Source organism: Anaeromyxobacter oryzisoli (assembly GCF_022690765.1).
Taxonomy (GTDB): Bacteria; Myxococcota; Myxococcia; order Myxococcales; family Anaeromyxobacteraceae; genus Anaeromyxobacter; species Anaeromyxobacter oryzisoli.
On record NZ_JALCZA010000020.1, the window covers coordinates 1 to 22,172 of the forward strand.

Below are 22,172 nucleotides of genomic sequence, written 5' to 3' on the forward strand. Positions count from 1 at the left end.
GCGCGTCGTCCGAGGACGTCCGAAGGCGGCCGCAAACGGTCTGATTTTACGGGATCCGACCAGCCACAACCGCCATGGACGAGACTGCAAAACCCGTATTCGGCGGTTCGAATCCGCCCGGTGCCTCCAAAATCCCCAAAACCTTGTGTTATCTGGGGCCCTCTTCCGAATCTGGAAGGGGGCTTCCGTCATTACTGGCCTATCATCGACCCCCAGCCTCGGAGGGATCGGCCGGCACGCTCATCGTACGGGGCTCCAGGCCCAGGTTTCGGGGTTCCAGCGGGCGTCCACCTCGGCGCCCAGCACCGGGTCGAGGAACGCGCGGGCCGCCGCGGCGACGTCGGCGAGGGTGTGCCAGGGGAGCTCGTCCTCGACGGCGATGCGGGCGTATTTCGGGATCCACTCCTCCGGCGGATCCGGGACGGACCGCGGGACCGGGTGGGTATTTCTGAACGTGAAGGTCTGGTCGAGCGCAGCGCGGAGGCGGCGCGCCTCCCGGGTGCCGGTCAGGCCGAGCAGCGCCAGGTCCGGGAGATCCTTTACCCGCGAGTTCGGCGTCGGCCGCGGCATCGTGTAGGCGTGGAGCTTCTCGGCGATGTGCGACTCGACCGGGTAGACGCGCAGCTCGGGTGCGGTGATCCCGGCGAACTCGAGGAGGTCGTCACCACGCATGATCTCCGGCTCGCCGAGGATGGGATCGCCCATGCCCACGTCTACGCCGAAGGGATCGCCGAAGCGCTTGCCGGCGATGCGGCACTCGGCGCGAAATCGCTGGCCGTCGTACCGCGCCGCGTCCCCCGTGATGCCCGGATGCTCCGGATCGAGCGCGATCTCGAACGACATGAAGTCGCCCAGGTCCAGCCGGCCTGCCTCCTGGAGACGGAGCAGCAGGTCTTCCGGCGACCCGACGATTCGAAGATCGACGTCCTTGGTCGTCCGCGCGCGCTCGAGCCGCAGCTCGAGCACGAGCCCGCCCTTCAGCGTGACGGCGTTCCCCAGGACGCGCACGACGCGCGCGAGATACCGATCGAACACGAGGAGCTGCCGGCGCCGCGAGATGCCGATCGCCGGCTCCGCCGCATTCCGGAGGCGCTGGTCCAGAGCGGCCTTGAAAGCGGCCGGCGTGGAATAGATGCGCGGCTTCATCCGGGCACCCCGAAGACGCCCGCGGCGCGCGAGATCTCGTCGAGCCGCGCGGGCGCGAGCAGTCCGCGCGACCTCGCCTGGCGGAACGCCTGGGCGAGCAGGTCGGGCGAGAGATGGGCCTGGGCGCAGTCGAGGAGGGTGCGGCCCGGCTCGGTCACCGGCACGGGCCCGACCCACGCCCGCTCCTCGGGATGGATGGTGCCGTGGTGCAGGACCACCCCGCGTGGGACCGCCAGGCGCCGGCGCTTCCAGTCGGCGGGAACGGTGAGGTGAACGCGCTTCGGGAGGACGTCCGAGAGGCCGTGCAGCGAGAGCGCCGTCTCGTGCGAGAACACGCCTTTTTCCTTGGACCAGAGCCACAGCTCGGACAGCTCCTCGTGCTCGCCCGGGGGATAGTGGACGATGCGGTAGATGCCGCGCCGGACCCGCCTCACCCGACCGGATTCCAAGTAGCGGCGGAGGAGCTGCCGGTAGTAACCGGCCGCCGCCGCCTGGGACGCCGTGAACAGGCCTTCCTGGCCAGATGCCACCTCGAAGAGCTCGTCCCAGCTCGGTTTCTTCGTCTGCCCCATCGCGCACGAATGTAAACGTTACGTTGTCTTTTCTGCAAGCGCCGCGGCCGGGCTCCGGGTCATGCTTCTGGAACTTCGCCGGCGGAAGTGGCAATCACCTCCTCGCCCGGACGCTCGAGGGGATCCTCGGCGAGAAGGTGTCCAGCTCGAATGTGTCGGTCGGGTTCCGGGAAGGGGCCGCGAAGAGCGAGATCGCGATCCGGCAGGCCCTGGCTCGCCTCGCCTCCGAGGGGCAGGCCGGACGCGCGGGACGCGATCGCCTACGCCGCCGGCCTCGAGAACGTCCGCCTCTCGAGGATGTACTTCCCGTTTCCGAGCGCGAGCTTGCGGTGGTTCTCCTCGGAGTTCATTCCGGCGTCGCCCACGAACATGCAGCGTCCGAGGCGCCAGTCGCGCAGGTCCTCTTTCACCTTCTCCACCGTGGTCACGTCGGCCGTGTCGCCGGAGAAGACCCACGAGCGTACTGGCAGGCCCTCGCGCGTCACGGCGAGGCCGACCACGATCTGCGGCGCATCCTCGCGTCCGTTCTTCGAGTAGCCACGCTTGCGCAGCGGCCCGTACTCACGGTCATCGCGCTTCCGCGCGATCTCGTCCTCCTCGTCCACCTCGAAGTGCAGCGAGGTGGTGTCGTAGAAGATGAGGTCCACGGGTGAAGGCCCAAGCCTCGCTTCCAGCCGAGGACTCCGCCCTCGTGAATGTCCGCTAAATAAGACAGTCATCCGTTATCCGCTTGATCGGAGAAACATCCGTGAACTAGGATGCTCGCCGTGGCCGCACCCGCGGCTTCGGAAGGCACCATGTCTGTCGCGCTTCGGACGCTGGACACCCGTACGACGGCACCTCCCCACGAGCCGGCCTCGACTGCACGGCCGGAGAGCGCCGTCTCCTTCGCGGGGGTCACGAAACGTTTTCGCATCGCTGGCGGCGGCCCGGTGGTCGCCCTCGAGGAGGTGTCACTCGAGGTTCGTCCGCATGAGTTCGTCTGCCTCCTAGGGCCGTCGGGTTGCGGGAAGTCGACGCTCCTGAGGATGGTCGCCGGGCTGGAGCGCCCCTGCGCGGGTCAGGTCACGGTGGGGGGCGTCGCCGTCTCCGGGCCGCACTCCAGCCGCGCGATGGTGTTCCAGGATCACGCGCTCTTCCCCTGGCTCGACGTCGCCCGGAACGTCGCGTTCGGGCTCGAGATGAATGGTACGCCTGGGCCGGAGATCCGGCGGCGGGTGGCTCACTTCATCCACCTCACCGGGCTCGGAGGCTTCGAGCGCGCCTACCCGCACCAGCTCTCGGGAGGGATGAAGCAGCGGGTAGGGATCGCGCGGGTCCTCGCGCTCGCACCCGAGGTGCTGCTCATGGACGAGCCCTTCGGCGCCCTCGACGCGTTCACGCGGATGGAGCTCCAGGGCGAGCTGGTCTCGCTATGGCAACGGGAGCCCTTCACGACGCTTTTCGTCACGCACGACGTGGACGAGGCCGTGTTCCTCGCGGACCGGGTGGTCGTGATGAGCCGTCGGCCCGGCCGAGCGAAGGCCGTCCTGTCCGTCAACCTCCCGCGGCCGCGCCGGCGCACGGACCCGGCCTTCGCCGCGCTGCGCACGCGCGTGCTCGCGCAGTTCGACGCGGCCCCGGCCCTCGAGGACTGGTCGATCTGATGGGCGCCCGGACCACCACCCTTGGCGCGCTCCTCGCGGAGGCGGCGGAGCAGCGCCCCGACCTCGCGTTCCTGACCTCGCCGGACGCGGGTGTGCTCACGCTCGCCCGGGTCCACGCGGCGGCGAGGTCGGTCGCGGACGCCCTCCGGCGCGCAGGGGCCCGCCGCGGCGATCGGGTCGCCGTCGCCCTCGGGAACGGACCGAATCTCGTCGTCACGCTCTTCGGGGCCAGTGTCGCCGGGATCGTGGCGGTCCCGTGCGATCCCCGGCTGACCACCGAGGAGACCGAACGCGTCATGGAAGCGGCGGACGCGGCTCTCCTCGTCTCGGAGCGCCATCACCCCCTCGCCGTCTCGGGCAGCGCGATTGTCCGTCCGCTGGGCGGGCCGGACGTCGAGCCGAGTGGCCCGCTCGTCACGGTTGTCAGGCAGACGGCGATCGAGGCAAGGGGGGCTCCGAGCGCAGACCAGGAGCGGCTCGCCGGGCCGGACGACGTGGCCCTCATCCTCTTCACCTCCGGGACCACCGGCCGTCCCAAGGGCGTCCCGCTCACGCACCGCAACCTGCTTGCGGACGCCCGCGCTGTCGCGGAGGCCCACGCGCTGACGCCGCGGGACGTCGCGCTCTGCGTGCTCCCGGCGTTTCACATCAACGGCCTGGTCGTGACGGTCCTGGCGCCACTGGTCAGCGGCGGTCGCGTGGTGATGCCCCGTCGCTTCGACGCCGAGCGCTTCTGGGGCTGGGCCACCACCCACTGCGCCACGTGGTTCAGCGCCGTGCCGACGATCCTGTCGCTGCTCCTCTCGCGGCCGGCGCCTCCGCGTGCGGCGGCCTCGCTCCGGTTCGCCCGCTCGGCGTCTGCGCCGCTCCCGGTCGCGGTGCTCGAGGCCTTCGAGGAGCGCTTCGGGATCCCGGTCATCGAATCGCTGGGCATGAGCGAGGCGGGCGGACAGGTGACCTCGAACCCGCTCCCTCCCGCTCGCCGGAAGCCCGGCTCGGTCGGGATCGCGTTCGGGAACGAGCTCCGCGTAGTGGACGCGAGCGGGGCGCCGGTCGCCCTCGGCGAAGTGGGGGAGGTCGCGATCCGCGGCGAAAACGTCTTCGGCGGCTACCTCGGCCGTTCGGCGGGCGATCCGGACGGGCCGCGCGACGGCTGGTTTCGATCCGGGGACCTCGGCCGGCTCGACGCCGACGGCTATCTCTACCTCACGGGCCGCAAGAGCGAGCTCATCAACCGCGCCGGCGAGAAGATCGCTCCGCGCGAGGTGGAGGAGGTACTCCACCGGGCGGCGGGCGTCGAGGTCGCCTGTGTCGTCGGAGTGCCGGATGCGCTCTACGGCGAGGCGGTGGCGGCGTTCGTGAAGCTCAGGCCTGGAGCGACGACGACGGAACCCGCACTCGCCGCGCACTGCCGAGAGCACCTCGCCCGGTTCAAGATGCCGAGCCGGATCGTCCTAGTCGACGACTTTCCGCGCGGCCCGAACGGCAAGCTGCAGCGTCGGGGTCTCGTGGACGTCTACCGCAGCATCACCCGCAACGAAGGGGCCCCCCCGTGATCACCAGACGACTCCTCCTCCTCGCGGCGCTCGCCGCGCTCGTTCCCGCGACCGGCCTCCGCGCCGCCGAGCCCGCGCAGGTCGTCATCCGCGTGGGCACGAACCGCGCGCTCGGAACCGTGACGCCGTACGTGGGCCGCGCCCGGGGCCTCTTCCAAGCGCGGGGGATCACGCTGGAGTTGGTGGACTTCCAGGACGGCTCCACTCTGATGGAGGCGTTCGCGGCCGGGCGGCTCGACGTGGCGCTGCAGGGCATCGCCCCCGCGGCGATCTGGCACGGCAAGGGCGTGCCGCTGAAGGTCGTCGCCGCCGCGAACGGAGGCGGGCACGTGCTGCTCACCCGGGAGGACACGAAGATCGCGGACGTCCGTGGATTGCGGGGGAAGAAGGTCGGGACGCCGAAACCCGGCACGGTCGTCGACACGCTCTTCCGCGCTCACATCGCGAAGGAGCTGGCGAAACTCGATCCCGAAAGGGACCTCACCATCGTGCCGGGGTTGGCGCCCGCGGACATGCCCGCCGCGCTCTTCATCGCGCGTGAGGTGGACGCCGTCATCATGTGGGAGCCCTTCGCGTCGCAGGCCCAGGCCAGGTTCCCCGCCGCGCGGGTGCTCTTCGACGCGGCCGCGGCGTGGCGCAAGGAGCACCCCACGGGCCCGCTCTATCCCGTGAACGTGGTGGTCGCGCGGCAGGACTTCATCGACCATCGTCCGGAGGACCTCCGCCGCTTCCTGTCGGCGTACGAGGAGGCGATCCGATTCATCAACCAGAGGCCGGACGAGGCGAATGCCGTCATCGCGTCGGAGCTGAAGCTCGACCCGTCCGTCATCGCGGCGGCGCGCAAGCGCATCGACTACGCGTCGGTCGTGGACCCGAAGGCGGCCCTCCGGACACTCGGGTGGTCGAGGCAGCTCGGCTATCTGAAGGAGCTCCCCACCGAGGGCGCCCTGTTCGACCTGCGCTTCCTGCCGCCCGCGACCGGAAAGGCGAAGCGATGAGGAAGAGGGACGCGCTCGTCGGCCTCGCGGCGCTCGCCGCGTTCGCGGGCCTGTGGCACCTGGCGTCCACGACCGGGCTGTTCGGGCGCGTCCCGGCCGCCTATGCCGAGTTGCTGCTCCCCCCGCCCGCGGCGGTCGCTCGGGCGGCGTGGGAGTCGGCGCGAACCGGCGAGCTGTGGGGGCAGGTGTCGGTGAGCCTGGTGCGGGTCGCGATCGGGTTCGGCATCGCGGTGGCGGTCGGGATCCCGCTCGGCGTCGTCTCGGCGATGTCGCGCGCCGCGAACGCCGTCCTCGAGCCGTTCGTGCGCCTGTTCTCCCCGATCCCCGGCGTCGCCTGGGTGCCGCTCGCCATCCTCTGGTTCGGCCTCGGCGACGGCGCGGCGATCTTCATCATCACCATCGGCTCCGTGTTTCCGGTCATGCTCGCCACCGCCCAGGGGGCGCGGGCCGTGGACGGCCGCCTCGTCGAGGCGGCGCGCACGCTCGGCGCGCGGACCCCGGCGCTCCTGCGGCGCGTCTACCTGCCGAGCCTCGTTCCGTTCCTCGTCACCGGGTTCAGGCTCGGCCTGGGCTTCGCGTGGCGGGTGGTCATCGCCGCGGAGATGGTGGGGGTGCCGAAGGGCATCGGCTACATGCTCAACATGGGGCGCTCGACGGGCCGGACCGAGGTGACGCTCCTCACGATGGTCATGCTCGGCGCGCTCATGGTCGTGGCGGAGGAGCTCGTCTTCGCCCCGCTCGAGCGCCACACGCGCGCGTGGCGCGCGGTGGAGGCCGCGTGAGGCGCGTCTTCGACACGGGAAACGCCGCGATCACCGAGGCGGCGATCGTCGCGGGCTGCCGCGTGTTCGCGGGCTATCCGATCACGCCGGCGACAGAGATCGCCGAGAACATGGCGCGGCGGCTGCCGGAGGTCGGGGGCTACTACGTCCAGGCGGAGGACGAGTGCGCGGCGCTACACCTGTGCAACGGCGCCTCCCTCGGCGGGCTCAAGGCGATGACGGCGACGTCCGGGCCCGGCTTCATCCTCTTCGCGGATCCCTTCGGGTGGGCGGTCTCCGCCGAGATCCCGGTCGTGATCGTCGACGCGCAGCGCGTCGGGCCGGTGTCGGGCATCACGGGCGCGCCGGGCCAGGGCGAGCTGTACCTGTCCCGCTATCTCGCCCACGGCGGGAACTACGAGACGATCGTACTCGCTCCCTCGTCGGTCCAGGAGGCCTTCCGGCTCACGGTCCGGGCCTTCGCCCTCGCCGAACGGTTCAGGACCCCTGTGACGCTGCTCGCGGATCAGATGGTGACGGACGGGTGGGAGGCCCTCGCGATCCCGGAGACGTCCGACGAGCGAGCCGCCATGGGGCTCGAGGTCGTCCCGCGTCGAGCCCACCCCGGCCCCGACTTCTACCCGGCCAGCGACGCGATCGACGTGCCGCCGGTCGTGCTCGGGCGCGGAGCGGGCGGCGCCTGCTCCGACTGGACCCCCACCGAGCGCGGGCACGACACCGAGGAGGTGGAGGCGCAGCACAAGCACGCGCACCGGCTCATCCACAAGATCCGCCGCCATCGGCACCTCATCGATGAGCACGAGGCGTGGGGGCTGGAGGACGACCCGGAGGTCATCCTCGTCTCCTACGGCACGCCTTCGCGGGTCGTGAAGAGCGCGGTGGCCAGGGCTCGCGCGGAGGGGCTCCGGGTCGGCGGGCTGCGCCTCGTCTCGCTCTGGCCGTTCCCCGATCACCTCTTCGCGCGGCGCGCCCGATACCTCTCGGTCGAGCTCAACTGGGACGGCCAGCTCGTCCGCGAAATCCAGCGCGCGATGTCGCCCGGCTCGTCCGCCCACTTCTTCGGGCGCTGCGGGGAGCTGCCGCGCGTCGCGGAGCTCTGCGAGGCGAGCCGCGCCCTGCTTCGGGGCGAGCGGCTCGCGCGACGGGGCTGGGAACTGGAGGCGTACTGATGGACCCTCTCGCTGGAAAGTACCTTCGGCCGGAGAAGTGGCCGGGCACCGCGTGCCCCGGCTGCGGCCTCCGCCTCCTCCACCGCGAGGTGCTGACCGCGATCGACGCGCTCGGACTCGGCCCGTCGGACCTCGTGTGGGGGACGGCGATCGGATGCACCGGCCGGCAGACCTACGCCACGTGGAGAGGCGATACGTTCGCCGGGACGCACGGCAGGGTATACGCCCTCGCGACCGGGCTCCGGCTCGCGCTCCCGCGGGAGAAGCGGATCCTGCTCACCGTCGGCGACGGCGACGCCTTCACCATCGGCCTGCCGCACCTCCTCGCCGCCGCGCGACGCAACGTCGATCTCACCGTCGTGGTGGGCGACAACCTGGGGTACCAGTCGACCGGCGGACAGTACGGCGTGACGACGCCCGCCGGCTCGCGAACCGACTCGTCGCCCTACGGCACCTGGGAGCCCGGCTGGTCCGATGGGGGACTGGACGTCCTCGGCATCGTGCGAGAGGCGGGCGCGTCCTTCCTTGCGCGCCACACCGTCCTGCAGCGAGACGCGGTCGTGGAGAGCGTGAAGGCCGCGCTCGGCACCCGGGGCTTCTCCCTCGTCCAGGTGGTGTACGGCTGCCACGTCCACTACGGCGCACAGGCCCTCGGCGACGGCACCGTCGGCGCCATCCAGGGCTGGATCCGCGCCCGCACGGTGCCCCTCGAGCCCGGCCCGGCGCCGGAGGTCGCCCCGGCGGGGTTCCGCACGGGAGTGTTCCACGACGCGCGCGGCGCCCGGCCGGAGTTCACCGAGCGCCTCCGGGACCACGTCGCCGCGGTCCGGGCGAGGGCCGGGAGGACGTCATGAGCGATCGGATAGAGATCCTCCTCTCCGGCCACGGAGGGCAGGGCGTGGTCAGGCTCGGGCAGGTGCTGGGGCTGGCTGGTTCGCGACAGGGACTCGGCGCGACGATGCTCGTGTCGCACGGGACGGAGACGCGCGGCGGGTACGTGCGCAGCCAGGTGGTCCTCGCATCCGGCGAGGTGGACAGCCCCGTCGTCGAGCGGGCGGACTGCTTCTGCGCGATGACCGCGTCCGCCTACGAGCGGTTCCATCCCCTGGTGCGCGGCACCCTGCTGTACGACCCGGCCGTCGTCGCCCCGGGAGCCGACCGCGCCGCCCGCCGCGTCGCGGTCCCGGCCTCGGCGACCGCCGCCGGCGAACTCGGGAAACCGCTTCTCGCGAACGTCATCTTCCTCGGCGCCGTGTCGCGCATCCTTGCGGCAACGCTCGACCGCACCGCGGTGGTCGCAGCGCTCCGGGACCGGATCCCCAGGTACCCCGAGGAGAACGCGCGCGCGTTCGAGCTCGGCTGGGAGCTGGCGGGCTGAATACCCGGCACATGAGCACCACGCGGTAGAGGGTGTCTCCCGCAGTGATCCGTGATCCGCGCGGGGCCTCCCCGCGAGCCCATCGTCGAGACGCGGAGAACGAGGTAGCCTCGGGCGTTCCGCGGCATTCGCGACAGCCCGTCATGGCGCACAGAACGTCACGGTCCGTCTACGACCGGCTCACGGAGCGGCTCAACCGCTGCTCCCAGGGGGCGCCGCCCTCCGAGAGCCTCTTCCAGATCCTGCAGATCCTGTTCAGCGAGCGAGAGGCCGCGCTCGTCTCGGTGCTCCCCCTCAAGCCGTTCGACGCCGCGATGGCGGCGTCCATCTGGAAGACCAGCGAGGCGGACGCGCGCAAGGTCCTCGACCAGCTCGCCTCGCGGGCGCTCCTCGTCGACGTGGAGACCGAGGACGGCACCGAGTACGTCCTGCCCCCGCCCATGGCCGGGTTCTTCGAGTTCTCGATGATGCGGGTCCGCGAGGACGTCGACCAGAAGGCGCTCGCCGAGCTCTTCTATCAGTACCTGAACGTCGAGGAGGACTTCGTCCGCGCCCTCTTCGCGGGCGGGGAGACGCAGCTCGGCCGCACCTTCGTCCACGAGCCGGCCCTCTCCGAGGAGAACGCCCTCCACGTCCTCGACTTCGAGCGCGCCAGCGAGGTGATCCGGACGGCGACCCACCGCGGCGTCGGTCTCTGCTACTGCCGGCACAAGATGGAGCACCTGGGGCGCGCCTGCGACGCGCCGCGGGAAATCTGCATGACCTTCAACACGTCCGCCGGGTCGCTCATCCGGCACGGGCACGCGCGGGAGGTGGACGTCGTCGAGGGGCTCGAGCTCCTGCACCAGGCCCACGAGCGGAACCTCGTGCAGTTCGGCGAGAACGTGCGGGAGGGCGTGAACTTCATCTGCAACTGCTGCGGCTGCTGCTGCGAGGCGATGATCGCCGCCCGGCGCTTCGCCGCCGCGCACCCGGTCCACACCACCCACTTCCTCCCGGTGGTGGACGCGGAGGCGTGCAGCGGCTGCGAGCGGTGCGTGCGGGTCTGCCCGGTGGAGGCGATGAGCGCCGTCTCGGCCCACGATCCGCGGCGCCCCCGGCGCGGCGTCGCGCGGCTCGACGAGGCACGCTGCCTCGGGTGCGGCGTCTGCGTGCGGACCTGCGCGGAGAAGGCGCTCTCGCTCCGGGAGCGCGGTCCGCGCCGGCTCACCCCTCTGGACGGCGCTCACCGGGCCGTGCTCATGGCCCTCGAGCGGGGCAAGCTCCAGGACCTGCTCTTCGACAACCGGCTCCTCTGGAGCCACCGGGCGCTCGCCGCCTTCTTCGGCGCGATCCTGAAGCTCCCGCCGGCGCGGCGCCTCCTCGCGACCGAGCAGGTCCGCTCGCGCTACCTCGAGGCGCTCGTCCGGCGCTTCGCGTAGCGAGAAGCGCTCGCTCGCGCCCGACGCCAGCGTCCTCGGTCCGCGCGTTCCGGCGATCCGTCGCACTTCACCGGACGAACCCCGTTGCCCTGCTCGTGTCCCGTCGCCTCGGTGCACACTACAGGGCAAGAGGAAGCGGTCGCGAAGGAGGTCGTCATGCTGTGGACCATTGCCGTCGTCCTTCTCGTCCTCTGGGCGCTCGGTCTCGTGAGCTCGTACACCCTGGGCGGATTCATCCACCTCTTGCTGGTGCTGGCTGTCATCGCGCTGGTGGTGGGCCTCGTCCGGCGCCAGCGGGTCGCCTGAATCGCACAGAGAGGGGAAGCCATGAAGCCCAGCACGAAGGACCAGGCGAAGGGCAAGTTCGGGAACCTGAAGGGCAAGATCAAGGAGGCCGTCGGGATCATCACCGGGCAGCGCAAGCTGGAGGCCGAGGGGAAGGACCAGAAGCTCGCCGGCAAGGCTCGGGAGAAGCTCGGCCAGGTCAAGAAGGTCCTCGGGAAGTAGAGCGAAGCGTCGAGCAGGGGGTGGAGGTCCCGCCGCCACCCCTTCTCCGATCGCATCTGCTTCAGGTCGAGCCGGTCGCGCGATGGCGCCGGGACGGCTGCCGCCTGGAGGGGACCGGGAGCGGTCGTCGTCAGCGCGCGGGCGCGGGTGGCGCGTCACCTGGCGCGGATTCGCGGCGACGGTCAGCGTGAGGAATGGCACGAGCGAGAGCAGCGCGTCGTACCCGACGCCGCCCGCCAGCAGGATGCCCCGGTTCCTCGAACGCCTGGCTACTGGTTCGTCCCTGGCGGCGGCGTCGGCGCTGGAGGAGACGCCCCTTCGCTCGAGCTGCCCGTCCCGGTCGAAGGCGCCGTCGTGTCGGTCGCGCCCGAGCCCATCGCGGAGCCCGAGGCGCCAGCCGAAGGGTTCACCGCCACCGTCACCGCCGTCGGCCCGTTAGCAGACGGCTCGTAGACGACGCGTGCTTCGGCGCCCTCGCGGATCTGGTCCGCCGCCCCGCGCTGGCCGCTGATCTCGACCTGCGTCCGATCGTTCAGCTTGAAGCGCATGGCGTCGCCGGAGGGAAGCTGCAGCACGAGCTCGTCGGAGCGGACCTGCGTCACCACGCCCGCGGCGAGCTGCTGGCCGCGCACGCTGCGCTGCGTCTGCTGGGCGAGCCCGCTCGCGGCCGCCTGCTGCTGCCTCTTCGTCTCCTGCGTTGCCCGCGCGGTCTCCTGCTGCGCCAGCGCCTGGAGCTGCTCGGCCTTCAACTGCTCCTGCCGGGCCTTCGCCTGGTCCCGCTCCAGCTTCGCCTGGTCCTCCCGAACCTGCGCCTCCGCCGCGGCGGTCCTCTTCGCCTGATCGGCCGCGGCGTTTTGCGCGTCCTGCGCTCGCTTCAACGCCGCCTGGGATTGCTCCTGCGCCGACGCGACCTCCCGCGTCGCCGGATTCGGGCTCTCGTTGGCCTGCCGTGTACTCGCACAGCCCGCCCCGGTCAGCAACAACGCCGTGCCCGCTACCACGTAGCTCACCGCGCTCATGGCTCTGTGCCCCTGAGCACAAAGATGTGGCCTGCAACGGCGACGGTGAGCACCACGCGAGGGGCGCCCTGGCCCCGGCACGGCTCGCAAGGAACCGGGCGAGCGTCCGCTGGGCGGGCAATCAGCGCCCCACACGATCAGCACGAACGAGCTCCCGTCGGCGGGAGCCGCAATCTAGCTCGCCCCGTCCCCGGGGTCGTCCGGCACGGCCCGCGCCGCCGGCGTGACCCATGCCGGTCGCGCCTCGGCGCGCGCCCTGGGCCGACGATCCCGGGCGATGAGCACGTAGATGGCGGGCAGGAAGTAGAGCGTGAAGAGCGTACCGATGGTCATCCCGGCGACGAGCACCAGGCCGATGCTGTTCCGCGCCTTGGCGCCGGGGCCGGACACGAGCGTGAGGGGGAAGTGGCCGAACACCGTGGCCACGCTGGTCATCAGGATGGGCCGGAGGCGCGTCGCCGCCGCGTTCCGGACCGCCTCGAGCTTCGCCTGCCCCTGCTCCTGCAGCGTGTTCGCGAACTGCACGATGAGGATGCCGTTCTTCGACACGAGCCCCACGAGCGTGACGAGCCCCACCTGCGAGTACACGTTGAGCGTCGTCGTCCAGCCGTCGGTGAAGAAGTGGAGGTTCGGGTTCGGCATCTTGAGGAAGACCACGACGAGCGCGCCGAACATGCCGAGCGGCACCGACCCGGCGAGGATGACGAACGGATCCCGGAAGCTGTTGAACTGGGCGGCGAGGACCAGGAAGATCAGCACGACGGAGAGGAGGAACGCCGGCAGGAACCTGTTCCCCTCGCTCCGGAGCTGGCGCGACTCGCCGGTGTAGTCGAGGGTGTAGCCCCGCGGGAGGATCTTCGCGGCCTCGGCCTCGAGATAGCTCAGGGCCTGGTCCAGCGGCCGCATCGGCACGCCGGTGATCTTCACGGCGTTGAGCTGCTGGAACCGGTTGAGCGAGCGCGGCGTGACGGTGTTCTCGAGCCGCGCGATGGACGCGAGGGCGACGAGCTGGCCGCCGGGGCCGGTGACGTGCACGTCCGCGAGCTGCTCCGGGTTCAGGCGCTCGGAGCGCACGAGCTGCGGGATGACCTTGTAGCTGCGGCCGGCGATGCTGAAGCGGTTGACGAAGTTCCCGCCCGTCGCCGCCGCGAGGTCCTGGCCCACCGTCTGGAGGTTCAGCCCGAGCTCCGCCACCTTGTCGCGGTCGAGCACGATCTCCGACGACGGCTGGTCCAGCTTCACGTCGACGAGCGGCGGGAACGCGAAGATCTTGCTGGCGGTCGCCTTCTCCTGGATCCGCCGCGCGAAGTCGAGGACCTCCGCGGTCTCCGCGGTGGAGCCGATGACGAGCTCCACCGGGAACTGGCCGCCGCCGGGGAGCGCCGGGGGCAGGATCGGGAAGGTCTGGATGCCGGGGATGGCCCCGACCCGGGCCTGCACCTCGGGCAGGATCTGGAACGCCGTCCGACTTCGCTGCTGCCACGGCTTCAGGCCGACGCCCCAGAACCCCTCGTTCGGGAAGGTGATCTGGAACGTGAACTCGGACTCCGGCATCGCCATCACGGCCCGGTTCAGCTCGCGCGCGAACGGGGTGAGCTGGTCGAGCGTCGAGTTGGAGGGCGTGTTCACGACGCCGAAGACGACCCCCTGGTCCTCGAGGGGGGCGAGCTCCCGGGGCGCCTGCGTGAACATGACGATCGCGAGGACGCTCACGCCGATCCACGCTGCGTAGATGGCCGGGCGGGCGCGGAGGACGCGCTCGAGCTGCCGCGCGTAGGCCGCCCGGATCCGCTCGAAGCCGCGATCGACCCGCCGCGCGAGGCCGCGCTCCTCGTGGCGGAGGAGGTACGCGGACATCACCGGCGAGAGGGTCAGCGCGACGACACCGGAGAGGGTGACGGCCCCGGCGAGGGTGAGCGCGAACTCGCGGAAGAGCGAGCCGGTGAGCCCGCCCTGGAAGGCGATGGGCGTGTACACCGCCGCGAGCGTGATCGTCATCGCGACGATCGGGCCGACGAGCTCGCGCACGCCGCGCAGCGCCGCGTCCACCGGCCTCATGCCCTCCCTCAGGTGGCGCTCGGCGTTCTCGACGACCACGATGGCGTCGTCCACCACCAGCCCGACCGAGAGCACGATCGCGAGGAGCGTCAACAAGTTCACGGTGAACCCGAAGACCTGCATCAGGAACACGGCGCCGATCAGCGAGACCGGGATGGCGACGACCGGGACCAGCACCGACCGCAGCGACCCGAGGAACAGGAAGATGACGACCACGACGATGAGGAGCGTCTCGGCGAGGGTGGTCTCCACCTCGGAGATGGCGTCCCGGATGTACTCGGTGGCGTCGTAGGCGACCCGGGCCTGGAGCTGCTCCGGGAGCTCCTTCTGGAGGGCGTCGAGCTCGGTGCGCATCCGCGCGATGACGTCGAGCGCGTTCGCGTTCGGGAGGGCCCAGACGCCGACGAAGACCGCGGTCTGACCGGTGAAGCTCACGTTCGCGTCGTAGTCTTCCGCGCCGAGCGCCACGTCGGCCACGTCGCCGAGCCGGACGAGGGCGCCCTCCCTCTGGCGGATCACGAGCTGCTGGAACTCCTTCGGGGAGCGCAGGTCGGTGTTGGCGGTGAGGTTCACCTGCACGAGCGACCCCTTCGTCTGTCCCACCGCGGCGAGGTAGTTGTTCGCCGTGAGCGCCTGGCGGACCTGCGCCGGGCTCACGTCGAGGGCCGCCATGCGGTCGGGCTTGAGCCAGATCCGCATGGCGAAGGTGCGGGCGCCGAGGATGTCGGCCCGCTGCACCCCCGGGATCGCCGACAGCTTGGGCTGGACCACGCGGACCAGGTAGTCCGTGATCTCGTTCTGCGCGAGGAAGCCGGACGAGAAGCTCAGGTACGCCGAGGCGAACTGGCTGTCGGCGGACTCGACCGTGAGGATCGGGATCTCCGCGTCGGGAGGGAGATCGCGGCGGACCTGGTCGATCTTCGAGCCGATCTCCGCGAGGGCCTTGGTCGAGTCGTAGTCGAGGCGCAGCCGGGCCGTGATGATCGAGACGCCCTGCTTGCTCTGCGACTCGAGGTAGTCGATGCCGTCGGCCGCGGCGATCACGCGCTCGAGCGGCGTGGTGACGAAGCCGCGCACGAGCTCGGCGCTCGCCCCCACGTAGCGGGTCGTGACGATGATCTGGGCGTTCTCGCTGCGCGGGTACTGGCGGGCGTTGAGCGTGCGGATCGCCTGCACCCCGGCGATGACGATGACGAGGTTGACGACCACGGCGACGACCGGCCGGCGGATGAAGATCTCGGTGAGCGTCATCGGAGGCCCGGTCGGTCACTGCTCGGTCGGGGTCGGGGCGAGCTGCGGCCTCGGCGCGAGCGCGTTGTCCACCCGGACCGTGGCCCCGTTGCGCAGCTTGAAGGCGCCGGTGCTCACCACGGTCTCCCCCGCCCGGAGCCCGGCCTCCACCGCGACCAGGTCCCCCCGCCGCTCTCCCGTCCGGACGAACTTCTGGTGGGCGACGGTGACACTCCGCCCGCCGTCCGTCTTCTCCTCCAGGGCGAACACCGAGTCGCCGTAGGGCGCGAAGACGACCGCGGTCGCGGGGATGGTCAGGACCGGGCGGGTCTCCGACGAGAGCACCTCCACGTTGGCGAACATCCCGGGGCGGAGGCGGCCGTCGGGGTTCGGGAAGGTGGCCCGGACGCGGACGTTGCGCGTGGCGGGATCGACCTCCGGGTTGACGGTGGTGATCGCGCCGTCCCAGGCGGCGCCCCGGAACGTGTCCACGCGCATGCGCGCGCGCTGGCCGACGGCGAGCTCCGCGAGGGCCTGCTGCGGGAGCCAGAAGTCCGCGTGGATCGGGCTGACCGTCTGGAGCGAGGCGATGGGGCTCCCGGGGGACAGGATCTGCCCGAGCTCGATCTGCCGGATCGAGATGCGTCCGTCGAACGGGGCGCGGACGGTCTTCTTCGCGATCGTCGCCCGGAGGTTCGCGACCGTCGCGTTCGCCTGCTTCGCCCGCGCCTCGGCCGCGTCCAGGTCCGCCTGGGCGATCGCCTCCTCGCGGCGTAGCCTCCTCGTCCGCTCGAGGTTGAGCCGCGCGAGCGCCGCGTCCGCCTGCGCGGCGGCGAGCTGCGCCTCCTCGGCCGAGGTGTCGAGGCGGGCGAGCACCGCGCCGCGCCTCACCGTCGTCCCGGACTCGAACGCGATCTCGCGCACCAGGCCCGGGAGCTCCGCGCCGAGGGTCACCCCGCGGACGGCGACGAGGGACCCGATCGCGGCCCGCGTCGATGTCCACCGCGTCGCGACGACCCGCGCCGAGGTGACGACCTCCGGCGGTGGCACGAACGACTCGTTCGCCCGGACCATCCGGACGATCTGGGCGGCCTTCACCCCGGCGAGAACGGCGACGACGACCGCGAGCGCGACGGCGACGACGAGCCCCTGCCGGATGTCGCGTCTCATGCGAGCCTCCCGACCGGCCCGCGATCGTTAACGTGGGCGCGGCGCGCCGGCGACTCGGGACGCGCGGCGACTCGGGACGCGCGGCGACTCGGGACGCGCGGCGACTCGGGACGCGCGGCGAGAACGACGCCCGGCTGGGCGCCACCCCGCCTGGCTGCGCGGCGCGCCTTGCGGGGCGCGCCCCGTCGTGGCGGCCGGGCTGCCGTGCGATCGCGCGTATATGCGGCCTGCGCATATGCGGCGCGCATCGCATATCCGGGCGCGCTCGGACCTTCGCGGGGGGCGGGGATGACGCGATACGAGCAGGTGCGGGAGGCGCTCCGGGCGGCGCCACGGCGGTGGCTCGTCACGGGCGGCGCGGGCTTCATCGGCTCGCACCTCGTCGAGACGCTGCTCCGGCTGGGGCAGCGGGTGGTGGTGCTCGACGACTTCTCCACCGGACGACGCGAGAACCTGGAGGACGTCCGTCGCGCCGTGGGGCCCGCGGCCGCCGAGGCGCTCACGGTGATCGAGGGCGATCTCCGCGACCCCGCCGCCTGCGCCGCCGCGGTGGACGGCGCCGCGGTGGTCCTGCACGAGGCGGCCCTCGGGTCGGTGCCGCGCTCCATCGAGGCGCCCGTCCGGACGCACGAGGTGAACGTGACCGGCTTCGTCCGGCTGCTCGACGCCGCGCGGGTGGCCGGGGTGCGCCGGATCGTCTACGCGAGCTCGAGCTCGGTGTACGGCGACGCGCCGGAGCTGCCGAAGCGCGAGGATCGCGTCGGCCGGCCCCTGTCCCCTTACGCGGCGTCGAAGACCTGCGACGAGGCCTACGCCGCCGCCTTCGGGCGCTGCTACGGGCTCGAGCTCGTGGGGCTCCGCTACTTCAACGTGTTCGGGCCGCGCCAGGATCCCGCCGGGCCGTACGCCGCGGTGATGCCGCGCTGGTTCTCCGCCCTGGAGCGCGGGGACCAGGTGGAGATCTACGGCGACGGCGAGACCAGCCGCGACTTCTGCCCGGTCGCGAACGTGGTGCAGGCGAACCTGCTCGCCGCGACGGCGGAGCGGTCGGAGGCCCTCGGCCAGGTGTACAACGTTGCGTGCGGGGCGCGGACGACGCTGAACGAGCTGTTCGAGCTGATCCGTGACGAGGTCGCGCGGCGCCGGCCGGAGGCGGCGGCGGCGCGCCCCGGCTACCGCTCGTTCCGGGCCGGGGACGTGCGCCACTCCCTGGCGGACGTGAGCCGGGCGACCGCGCTCCTCGGCTATGCGCCGACGCACTCGGTGCGCGAGGGGCTGCGCGAGGCGGCGGCGTGGTACGCCGCCACGACGGCGCGCTGATTGTGAGCCGGGTCGCGGGCCGGCGGCGCGCCGACGGGCGCCGCCGACCCGGTGTCGTCGGTGCCGTCACGCCTTCACGACGCGCGGCCCCTCGCCCGGCGCGAACAGCGGGGCCACCGCGTTGCGCGTGTCCACCACGAGCCGGGCGCCGCGGTAGAGCGCGGGGTCCTTGAAGACGTCGTGCGCCGTGGAGACGACGATCGCGTCGAAGCTCGCGAACGTCGCGGCGTCGCACGGGACCGACCGCATCTCGAGCTGGTGGTGCCTCCCGCTGCGCGCCACGGGGAAGTGCGGATCGCAGTACTGGACGTTCGCGCCGCGCTCGGCGAGCAGCTCGAGGATCTCGTAGGAGGGCGACTCGCGGTCGTCGTCGATGTTGGCCTTGTACGCGAGGCCGAGCACGAGGACGCGCGCGCCCCGGAGCGACCTCTGCTCGTCGTTGAGGGCGAGCGCGACGCGGTCCACGACCCGCTCCGGCATGCGCGCGTTGATCTCGCCCGCGAGCTCGATGAAGCGCGCCCAGTCGCCGTGCTCCGCGGCCTTCCACGCCAGGTAGAAGGGGTCGAGCGGGATGCAGTGCCCGCCGAGCCCGGGGCCGGGGTAGAAGGGCATGAAGCCGAACGGCTTCGTCGAGGCGGCGCGGATCACCTCCCAGACGTCGATGCCCATCCGGTCGAGGATGACCTTCAGCTCGTTGACGAGGGCGATGTTCACCGAGCGGAAGATGTTCTCGAGGAGCTTGGTGGACTCCGCGACGCGAGCGTTCGCGACGCGGACGACCCGGTCGAGCGCGGCGCCGTAGAGCGCCGCGGCGGCGTCGGTCGAGGGCTCGTCCACGCCGCCGACCACCTTCGGGATCGACCGGGTGGTGTGGTCGGTCCGGCCCGGATCCTCCCGCTCCGGCGAGAAGGCCAGGAGGAAGTCCGTGGGGCAACGCAGGCCCGTCGCCTCCAGGATCGGCCGGACCTCCTCGTCGGTGGTCCCGGGGTAGGTGGTGGACTCGAGCACGACGAGCTGCCCGGGGCGGAGCCGCCCGGCGATCTGTCGCGCGGTCTCGTGGATGTAGGAGTTGTCCGGCTCGCGGTGGCGGCCGAGCGGCGTCGGGACGCAGATGAGGATGGCGTCGCACGCCGCGAGGCGATCGTGGTCGGTCGTGGCCGTGTAGCGCCCGCTCGCGACGGCCGCGGCCACGCGCTCGGCCCCGATGTGCCGGATGTAGCACTCGCCGCGCCCGAGCGCCTCCACCTTGGCGGGATCGCGATCGAACCCGATCACGGTGAACCCCGCCTCCTGGAACACGAGCGCGAGCGGGAGGCCGACGTAGCCCTGCCCGATCACCCCGACCACCGCGCTGCGCGTCGCGATCCGCTCGTCCCACGTCGTCACGGCTGCCCCCCTGTCGCGGTCTCCCCGGCGGCCATCCTTTGGTCTCCCGGCACGGCGTCGGCGGCCGGGGCCGCGCGCCGGGTTCGTCCTGCGCGGAGCACGCGCAGGACGGTGTCGATCACCTCGGCCTGGTCCTCCGGCGCGAGCGAGCTCGAGCTGGGCAGGCACAGGCCGCGCTCGAAGAGCTCCTCGGCCACCTCCCCGCCGTACCGCGGGCAGCCCGCGTGCAGCGGCTGGAGGTGCATGGGCTTCCACAGCGGCCGCGCCTCGATCTCGCGGGCCGCGAGGGCCCGGAGCACGTCGTCGCGCGAGGCGCCCGCCGCGTCCTCGTCCACGAGGAAGCAGGAGAGCCAGTGGGTGTGGAACCCGTACGGCGCCTCCGGCATCGGCGAGAGGCCGGGGACGCCCGCGAACGCCTCGCGGTAGCACCGCTCGACGGCGCGCCGCTGGGCGATCCGCTCGTCGAGCACCTCGAGCTGCCCGCGCCCGATGGCGGCGAGGACGTTGGAGAGCCGGTAGTTGTACCCGAGCTCGAGGTGGTGATAGGCGGCGCCGGGCTCGCGCGCCTGGGTGGACCAGTGCCGCGCGCGCTCCACCCACTCCGGCCGGCTCGCGACGAGCATCCCGCCGCCGGAGGTGGTGATGATCTTGTTGCCGTTGAACGAGAACGCCCCCACGTCGCCTAGGGTGCCGGCGGGGCGCCCGTGGTAGAGCGAGCCCAGCGCCTCGGCGGCGTCCTCCAGCACCGGGATCCCGTGGCGCCGGCAGATCTCGAGGATGGGATCGAGGTCCGCGCACTGCCCGAAGAGGTGGACCACCACCACCGCCCGGGGGCGTCGTCCGCGCTTCGCGCGATCCTCGAGGGCCTCGGCGAGCCGCGCCGGGTCCATGGTCCAGGTCGCGGGATCGGCGTCCACCAGCACCGGCGACGCGCCCAGGTACCGGATCGGGTTCACGCTCGCGACGAAGGTGAGATCCGAGACGATCACCTCGGTCCCCGGCCCCACGCCGAGCAGCCGCAGCCCGAGGTGGAGCGCGGCGGTGCCGGAGGCGAGCGCGACGGCCGGGCGCCCGACCCGGGCCGCGAAGGCGCGCTCGAAGGCCTCGAGCTGGGGGCCGGCGCTGGTGATCCAGTTGCTCGCGAACGCCTCGCGGACGTAGCGCTCCTCGCGCTCCCCGAGGTGAGGTACCGAGAGATAGACGCGCGGCACCCTCGCTCTCCTTTCACGCATGGTACGCCGTGAACCAGCGCGGCGGCGGCGTCCACGGACGCACCTGGCGGAGCCGCACCGGCGACCCGCCGGTCGCGCGCATCGCCGCCGGCGGCGAGGGCGGGAGCGCCACGAACGCGCGGCACCGTCGCCGCGGCGTCGAGGGCGTGCTTGACGAATGGCGAACGCCCCCCGGCCCGATCCAGCTCCCCGCCATCCGCGCCCCCGGCGTGTGCTGCAGCGCGGTGACGGTAGGCACGCGGCCCGGGCGCTCCAACGCCTGTCCGTCGCTCCGCCCCAACAGGCGGCGCCGTCGTCCTCGCGAGCGCGCGCGAGGCCCCGATGGCGCCCCTCGCTCGCCTTGACGCCACGGCGGCGCGCGGAGCGTGCCGCGGGTGGGCCACGCGGAGGGCGGATCGCCCTACCGCGGGCGCGCCGGAGCGCCGGCGACGGGGAGGCCGCCCACGGGGATGCCGGTCGCGGCGAACCCGAGGAGCGCGCCGGTCGCGAAGAGGGCCGGATCGCCTCCGCCGCGCTGCGCGAGGATCCACAGCCCGCTCGTGAGGGCGAGCCGCTCGCGAGGGAACCAGGTCGCGAGGAGGAACGTCTCGGCGACGTGGGTGGTGCGCCCGTCGGGGCGCTCGACGCGGGCCCCGGATGCGAGCACCGAGCCGTCCCAGGACCGGCTCAGCCGGGCGCGCGCCGACGCGCTCAGGTCGGTGCGCCAGGAGGCGTCGCCATCCCACGTGCTCAGCTGCGGCGCGAGCCGCAGATCGGCTCGGACCGACAAGCGGTCGTCGAGCGCGCGGAGCGAGGCCCCGGCCGCCGCCGAGGGACGGACCCGGAGCCCCGAGGTCGCCCCGGCCGCGTCCTCGTGGAGGAGGCCCAGGCCCACCGAGGCCTGCGCGTCCACGGTCGGCGTCAAGCGGCGCGAGAGCCCTCCGAGCGCGGCGGCGGCGACGGAGGTCCGCCCGACGTCCGACCGGGAGCCGGACGCCGCCACGGCGACGTCGATCCGATCGAGGCGCGTCGCCGTCCAGCCCAGGGCGGAGGCGAGCCGCGCTCCCCACACCCACGGGGCGACCGTTCGCGATTCGGGATCGAGCCCGCCGCTCGCGAGGACGGTCAGCTCGGAGCTGACGCTCGTCCGGGGATCGAGCAGCCCGCGGACGATCGCCTTCACCTCCGTCTGGGAGCGGCGGACGAGCCGCAGCGCCGGCGCCGCCTCGAGCGGCTCGTCGAGCATGGGGCGGGCGGAGACCGTCGTCCCCGCGGCCGCCGCCGCCAGGAGCCACGCTCGCCAGCTGTGCGAGATCGCGCGCTCCGCGCCGAGATCGAGGCGATGGAGGACCCCCATGGCGTCGCTCGAGCCGTCATGCGAGAGCACGAACCGAGGCTCGTACGTCGCCGAGAGCCGGGTGCGTGGGTACCCGAGCGAGAGCCCCACGCGCGGGCGGGCCTCGACCATCGGCTCGTCGATGGGCGCGGGGACGCTGGTCGAGATGGAGTAGGTGCGCGTCTCGACGCCGGCGCTCACCTCGACCTGCGGCGCCGCGGCGAGCGCCCAGAGCGCGACGGCGGCGAGGCCGGTCGGGCCCATCGC

At 72.5% G+C, this 22,172-nt stretch carries 20 protein-coding genes; 11 read left to right on the top strand and 9 right to left on the bottom strand.

The genetic code is table 11. The features are described 5' to 3' along the window. Positions 1-240: 240 nt before the first annotated feature. From MNZ27_RS08750 to MNZ27_RS08760, 3 genes are all read right to left on the bottom strand, one after another. Positions 241-1,146 (bottom strand): nucleotidyl transferase AbiEii/AbiGii toxin family protein, encoded by a 906-nt coding sequence (locus tag MNZ27_RS08750; RefSeq protein ID WP_242393665.1) that lies wholly within the window; start codon positions 1,144-1,146, stop codon positions 241-243. Beyond that, positions 1,143-1,718 (bottom strand): type IV toxin-antitoxin system AbiEi family antitoxin domain-containing protein, encoded by a 576-nt coding sequence (locus MNZ27_RS08755; RefSeq protein WP_242393666.1) that lies wholly within the window; start codon positions 1,716-1,718, stop codon positions 1,143-1,145. Before MNZ27_RS08755 ends, MNZ27_RS08750 begins: the two co-directional genes overlap by 4 nt. A 260-nt stretch (positions 1,719-1,978) precedes the next feature. Further along, entirely contained in the window at positions 1,979-2,437 is a 459-nt protein-coding gene (locus MNZ27_RS08760; RefSeq protein ID WP_277957746.1) for an IS1634 family transposase, read from the bottom strand. Positions 2,438-2,515: 78 nt separating this feature from the next. Here MNZ27_RS08760 and MNZ27_RS08765 point away from each other — a divergent pair, with 78 nt between their 5' ends. The 10 genes from MNZ27_RS08765 to MNZ27_RS08810 all read left to right on the top strand — a co-directional run bounded on the left by MNZ27_RS08765 (position 2,516) and on the right by MNZ27_RS08810 (position 11,175). Next, positions 2,516-3,364, top strand: coding sequence for an ABC transporter ATP-binding protein (locus MNZ27_RS08765; RefSeq protein ID WP_242393668.1), 849 nt, complete (start codon positions 2,516-2,518; stop codon positions 3,362-3,364). Then, positions 3,364-4,920 carry an AMP-binding protein gene (locus tag MNZ27_RS08770; protein ID WP_242393669.1) on the top strand — a complete coding sequence of 519 codons (1,557 nt, stop codon included), beginning with the start codon at positions 3,364-3,366 and terminating at the stop codon, positions 4,918-4,920. The genes MNZ27_RS08765 and MNZ27_RS08770 overlap by 1 nt, the downstream gene beginning before the upstream one ends. Continuing rightward, complete coding sequence (locus MNZ27_RS08775; protein WP_242393670.1) at positions 4,917-5,918, top strand: ABC transporter substrate-binding protein; 1,002 nt, start codon at positions 4,917-4,919, stop codon at positions 5,916-5,918. Before MNZ27_RS08770 ends, MNZ27_RS08775 begins: the two co-directional genes overlap by 4 nt. Then, complete coding sequence (locus tag MNZ27_RS08780) at positions 5,915-6,700, top strand: ABC transporter permease (protein WP_242393671.1); 786 nt, start codon at positions 5,915-5,917, stop codon at positions 6,698-6,700. The genes MNZ27_RS08775 and MNZ27_RS08780 overlap by 4 nt, the downstream gene beginning before the upstream one ends. Beyond that, positions 6,697-7,869 carry a 2-oxoacid:acceptor oxidoreductase subunit alpha gene (locus MNZ27_RS23970; RefSeq protein ID WP_242393672.1) on the top strand — a complete coding sequence of 391 codons (1,173 nt, stop codon included), beginning with the start codon at positions 6,697-6,699 and terminating at the stop codon, positions 7,867-7,869. Before MNZ27_RS08780 ends, MNZ27_RS23970 begins: the two co-directional genes overlap by 4 nt. Further along, complete coding sequence (locus tag MNZ27_RS08790) at positions 7,869-8,723, top strand: thiamine pyrophosphate-dependent enzyme (protein WP_242393673.1); 855 nt, start codon at positions 7,869-7,871, stop codon at positions 8,721-8,723. Before MNZ27_RS23970 ends, MNZ27_RS08790 begins: the two co-directional genes overlap by 1 nt. Continuing rightward, positions 8,720-9,247 carry a 2-oxoacid:acceptor oxidoreductase family protein gene (locus tag MNZ27_RS08795; RefSeq protein ID WP_242393674.1) on the top strand — a complete coding sequence of 176 codons (528 nt, stop codon included), beginning with the start codon at positions 8,720-8,722 and terminating at the stop codon, positions 9,245-9,247. Before MNZ27_RS08790 ends, MNZ27_RS08795 begins: the two co-directional genes overlap by 4 nt. A 143-nt stretch (positions 9,248-9,390) precedes the next feature. Continuing rightward, a complete protein-coding gene (locus MNZ27_RS08800) occupies positions 9,391-10,668 on the top strand; it encodes a 4Fe-4S dicluster domain-containing protein (protein WP_242393675.1) in 1,278 nt (425 codons plus the stop codon). 156 nt (positions 10,669-10,824) lie between these two features. Next, a complete protein-coding gene (locus MNZ27_RS08805) occupies positions 10,825-10,974 on the top strand; it encodes a lmo0937 family membrane protein (RefSeq protein WP_242393676.1) in 150 nt (49 codons plus the stop codon). Between the two features lie 21 nt (positions 10,975-10,995). Continuing rightward, positions 10,996-11,175 (top strand): CsbD family protein, encoded by a 180-nt coding sequence (locus tag MNZ27_RS08810; protein ID WP_242393677.1) that lies wholly within the window; start codon positions 10,996-10,998, stop codon positions 11,173-11,175. Between the two features lie 269 nt (positions 11,176-11,444). Here the strand turns inward: MNZ27_RS08810 and MNZ27_RS08815 are convergent, their stop codons facing one another. The 3 genes from MNZ27_RS08815 to MNZ27_RS08825 all read right to left on the bottom strand — a co-directional run bounded on the left by MNZ27_RS08815 (position 11,445) and on the right by MNZ27_RS08825 (position 16,652). Then, the gene (locus MNZ27_RS08815) at positions 11,445-12,053 is read right to left on the bottom strand and encodes a hypothetical protein (RefSeq protein ID WP_242393678.1); all 609 of its coding nucleotides are present in this window, start codon (positions 12,051-12,053) and stop codon (positions 11,445-11,447) included. A 315-nt stretch (positions 12,054-12,368) separates the two neighbouring features. Next, positions 12,369-15,503 (bottom strand): efflux RND transporter permease subunit, encoded by a 3,135-nt coding sequence (locus MNZ27_RS08820; protein WP_242393679.1) that lies wholly within the window; start codon positions 15,501-15,503, stop codon positions 12,369-12,371. A 15-nt stretch (positions 15,504-15,518) separates the two neighbouring features. Beyond that, positions 15,519-16,652: an efflux RND transporter periplasmic adaptor subunit gene (locus tag MNZ27_RS08825; RefSeq protein WP_242393680.1), complete on the bottom strand. Its 1,134-nt coding sequence runs from the start codon at positions 16,650-16,652 to the stop codon at positions 15,519-15,521. 288 nt (positions 16,653-16,940) lie between these two features. On the opposite strand from MNZ27_RS08825, the gene MNZ27_RS08830 reads away from it, so the two are divergent. Further along, the gene (locus tag MNZ27_RS08830) at positions 16,941-17,972 is read left to right on the top strand and encodes an SDR family oxidoreductase (RefSeq protein ID WP_242393681.1); all 1,032 of its coding nucleotides are present in this window, start codon (positions 16,941-16,943) and stop codon (positions 17,970-17,972) included. 66 nt (positions 17,973-18,038) lie between these two features. Here MNZ27_RS08830 and MNZ27_RS08835 read toward each other — a convergent pair whose 3' ends face one another. The 3 genes from MNZ27_RS08835 to MNZ27_RS08845 form a co-directional block, all read right to left on the bottom strand. Continuing rightward, complete coding sequence (locus MNZ27_RS08835; RefSeq protein WP_242393682.1) at positions 18,039-19,358, bottom strand: nucleotide sugar dehydrogenase; 1,320 nt, start codon at positions 19,356-19,358, stop codon at positions 18,039-18,041. Continuing rightward, a complete protein-coding gene (locus MNZ27_RS08840; RefSeq protein ID WP_242393683.1) occupies positions 19,355-20,569 on the bottom strand; it encodes an aminotransferase class I/II-fold pyridoxal phosphate-dependent enzyme in 1,215 nt (404 codons plus the stop codon). Before MNZ27_RS08840 ends, MNZ27_RS08835 begins: the two co-directional genes overlap by 4 nt. Before the next feature lie 421 nt (positions 20,570-20,990). Further along, positions 20,991-22,169, bottom strand: coding sequence for a hypothetical protein (locus MNZ27_RS08845; protein WP_242393684.1), 1,179 nt, complete (start codon positions 22,167-22,169; stop codon positions 20,991-20,993). Between the last annotated feature and the right edge of the window lie 3 nt (positions 22,170-22,172).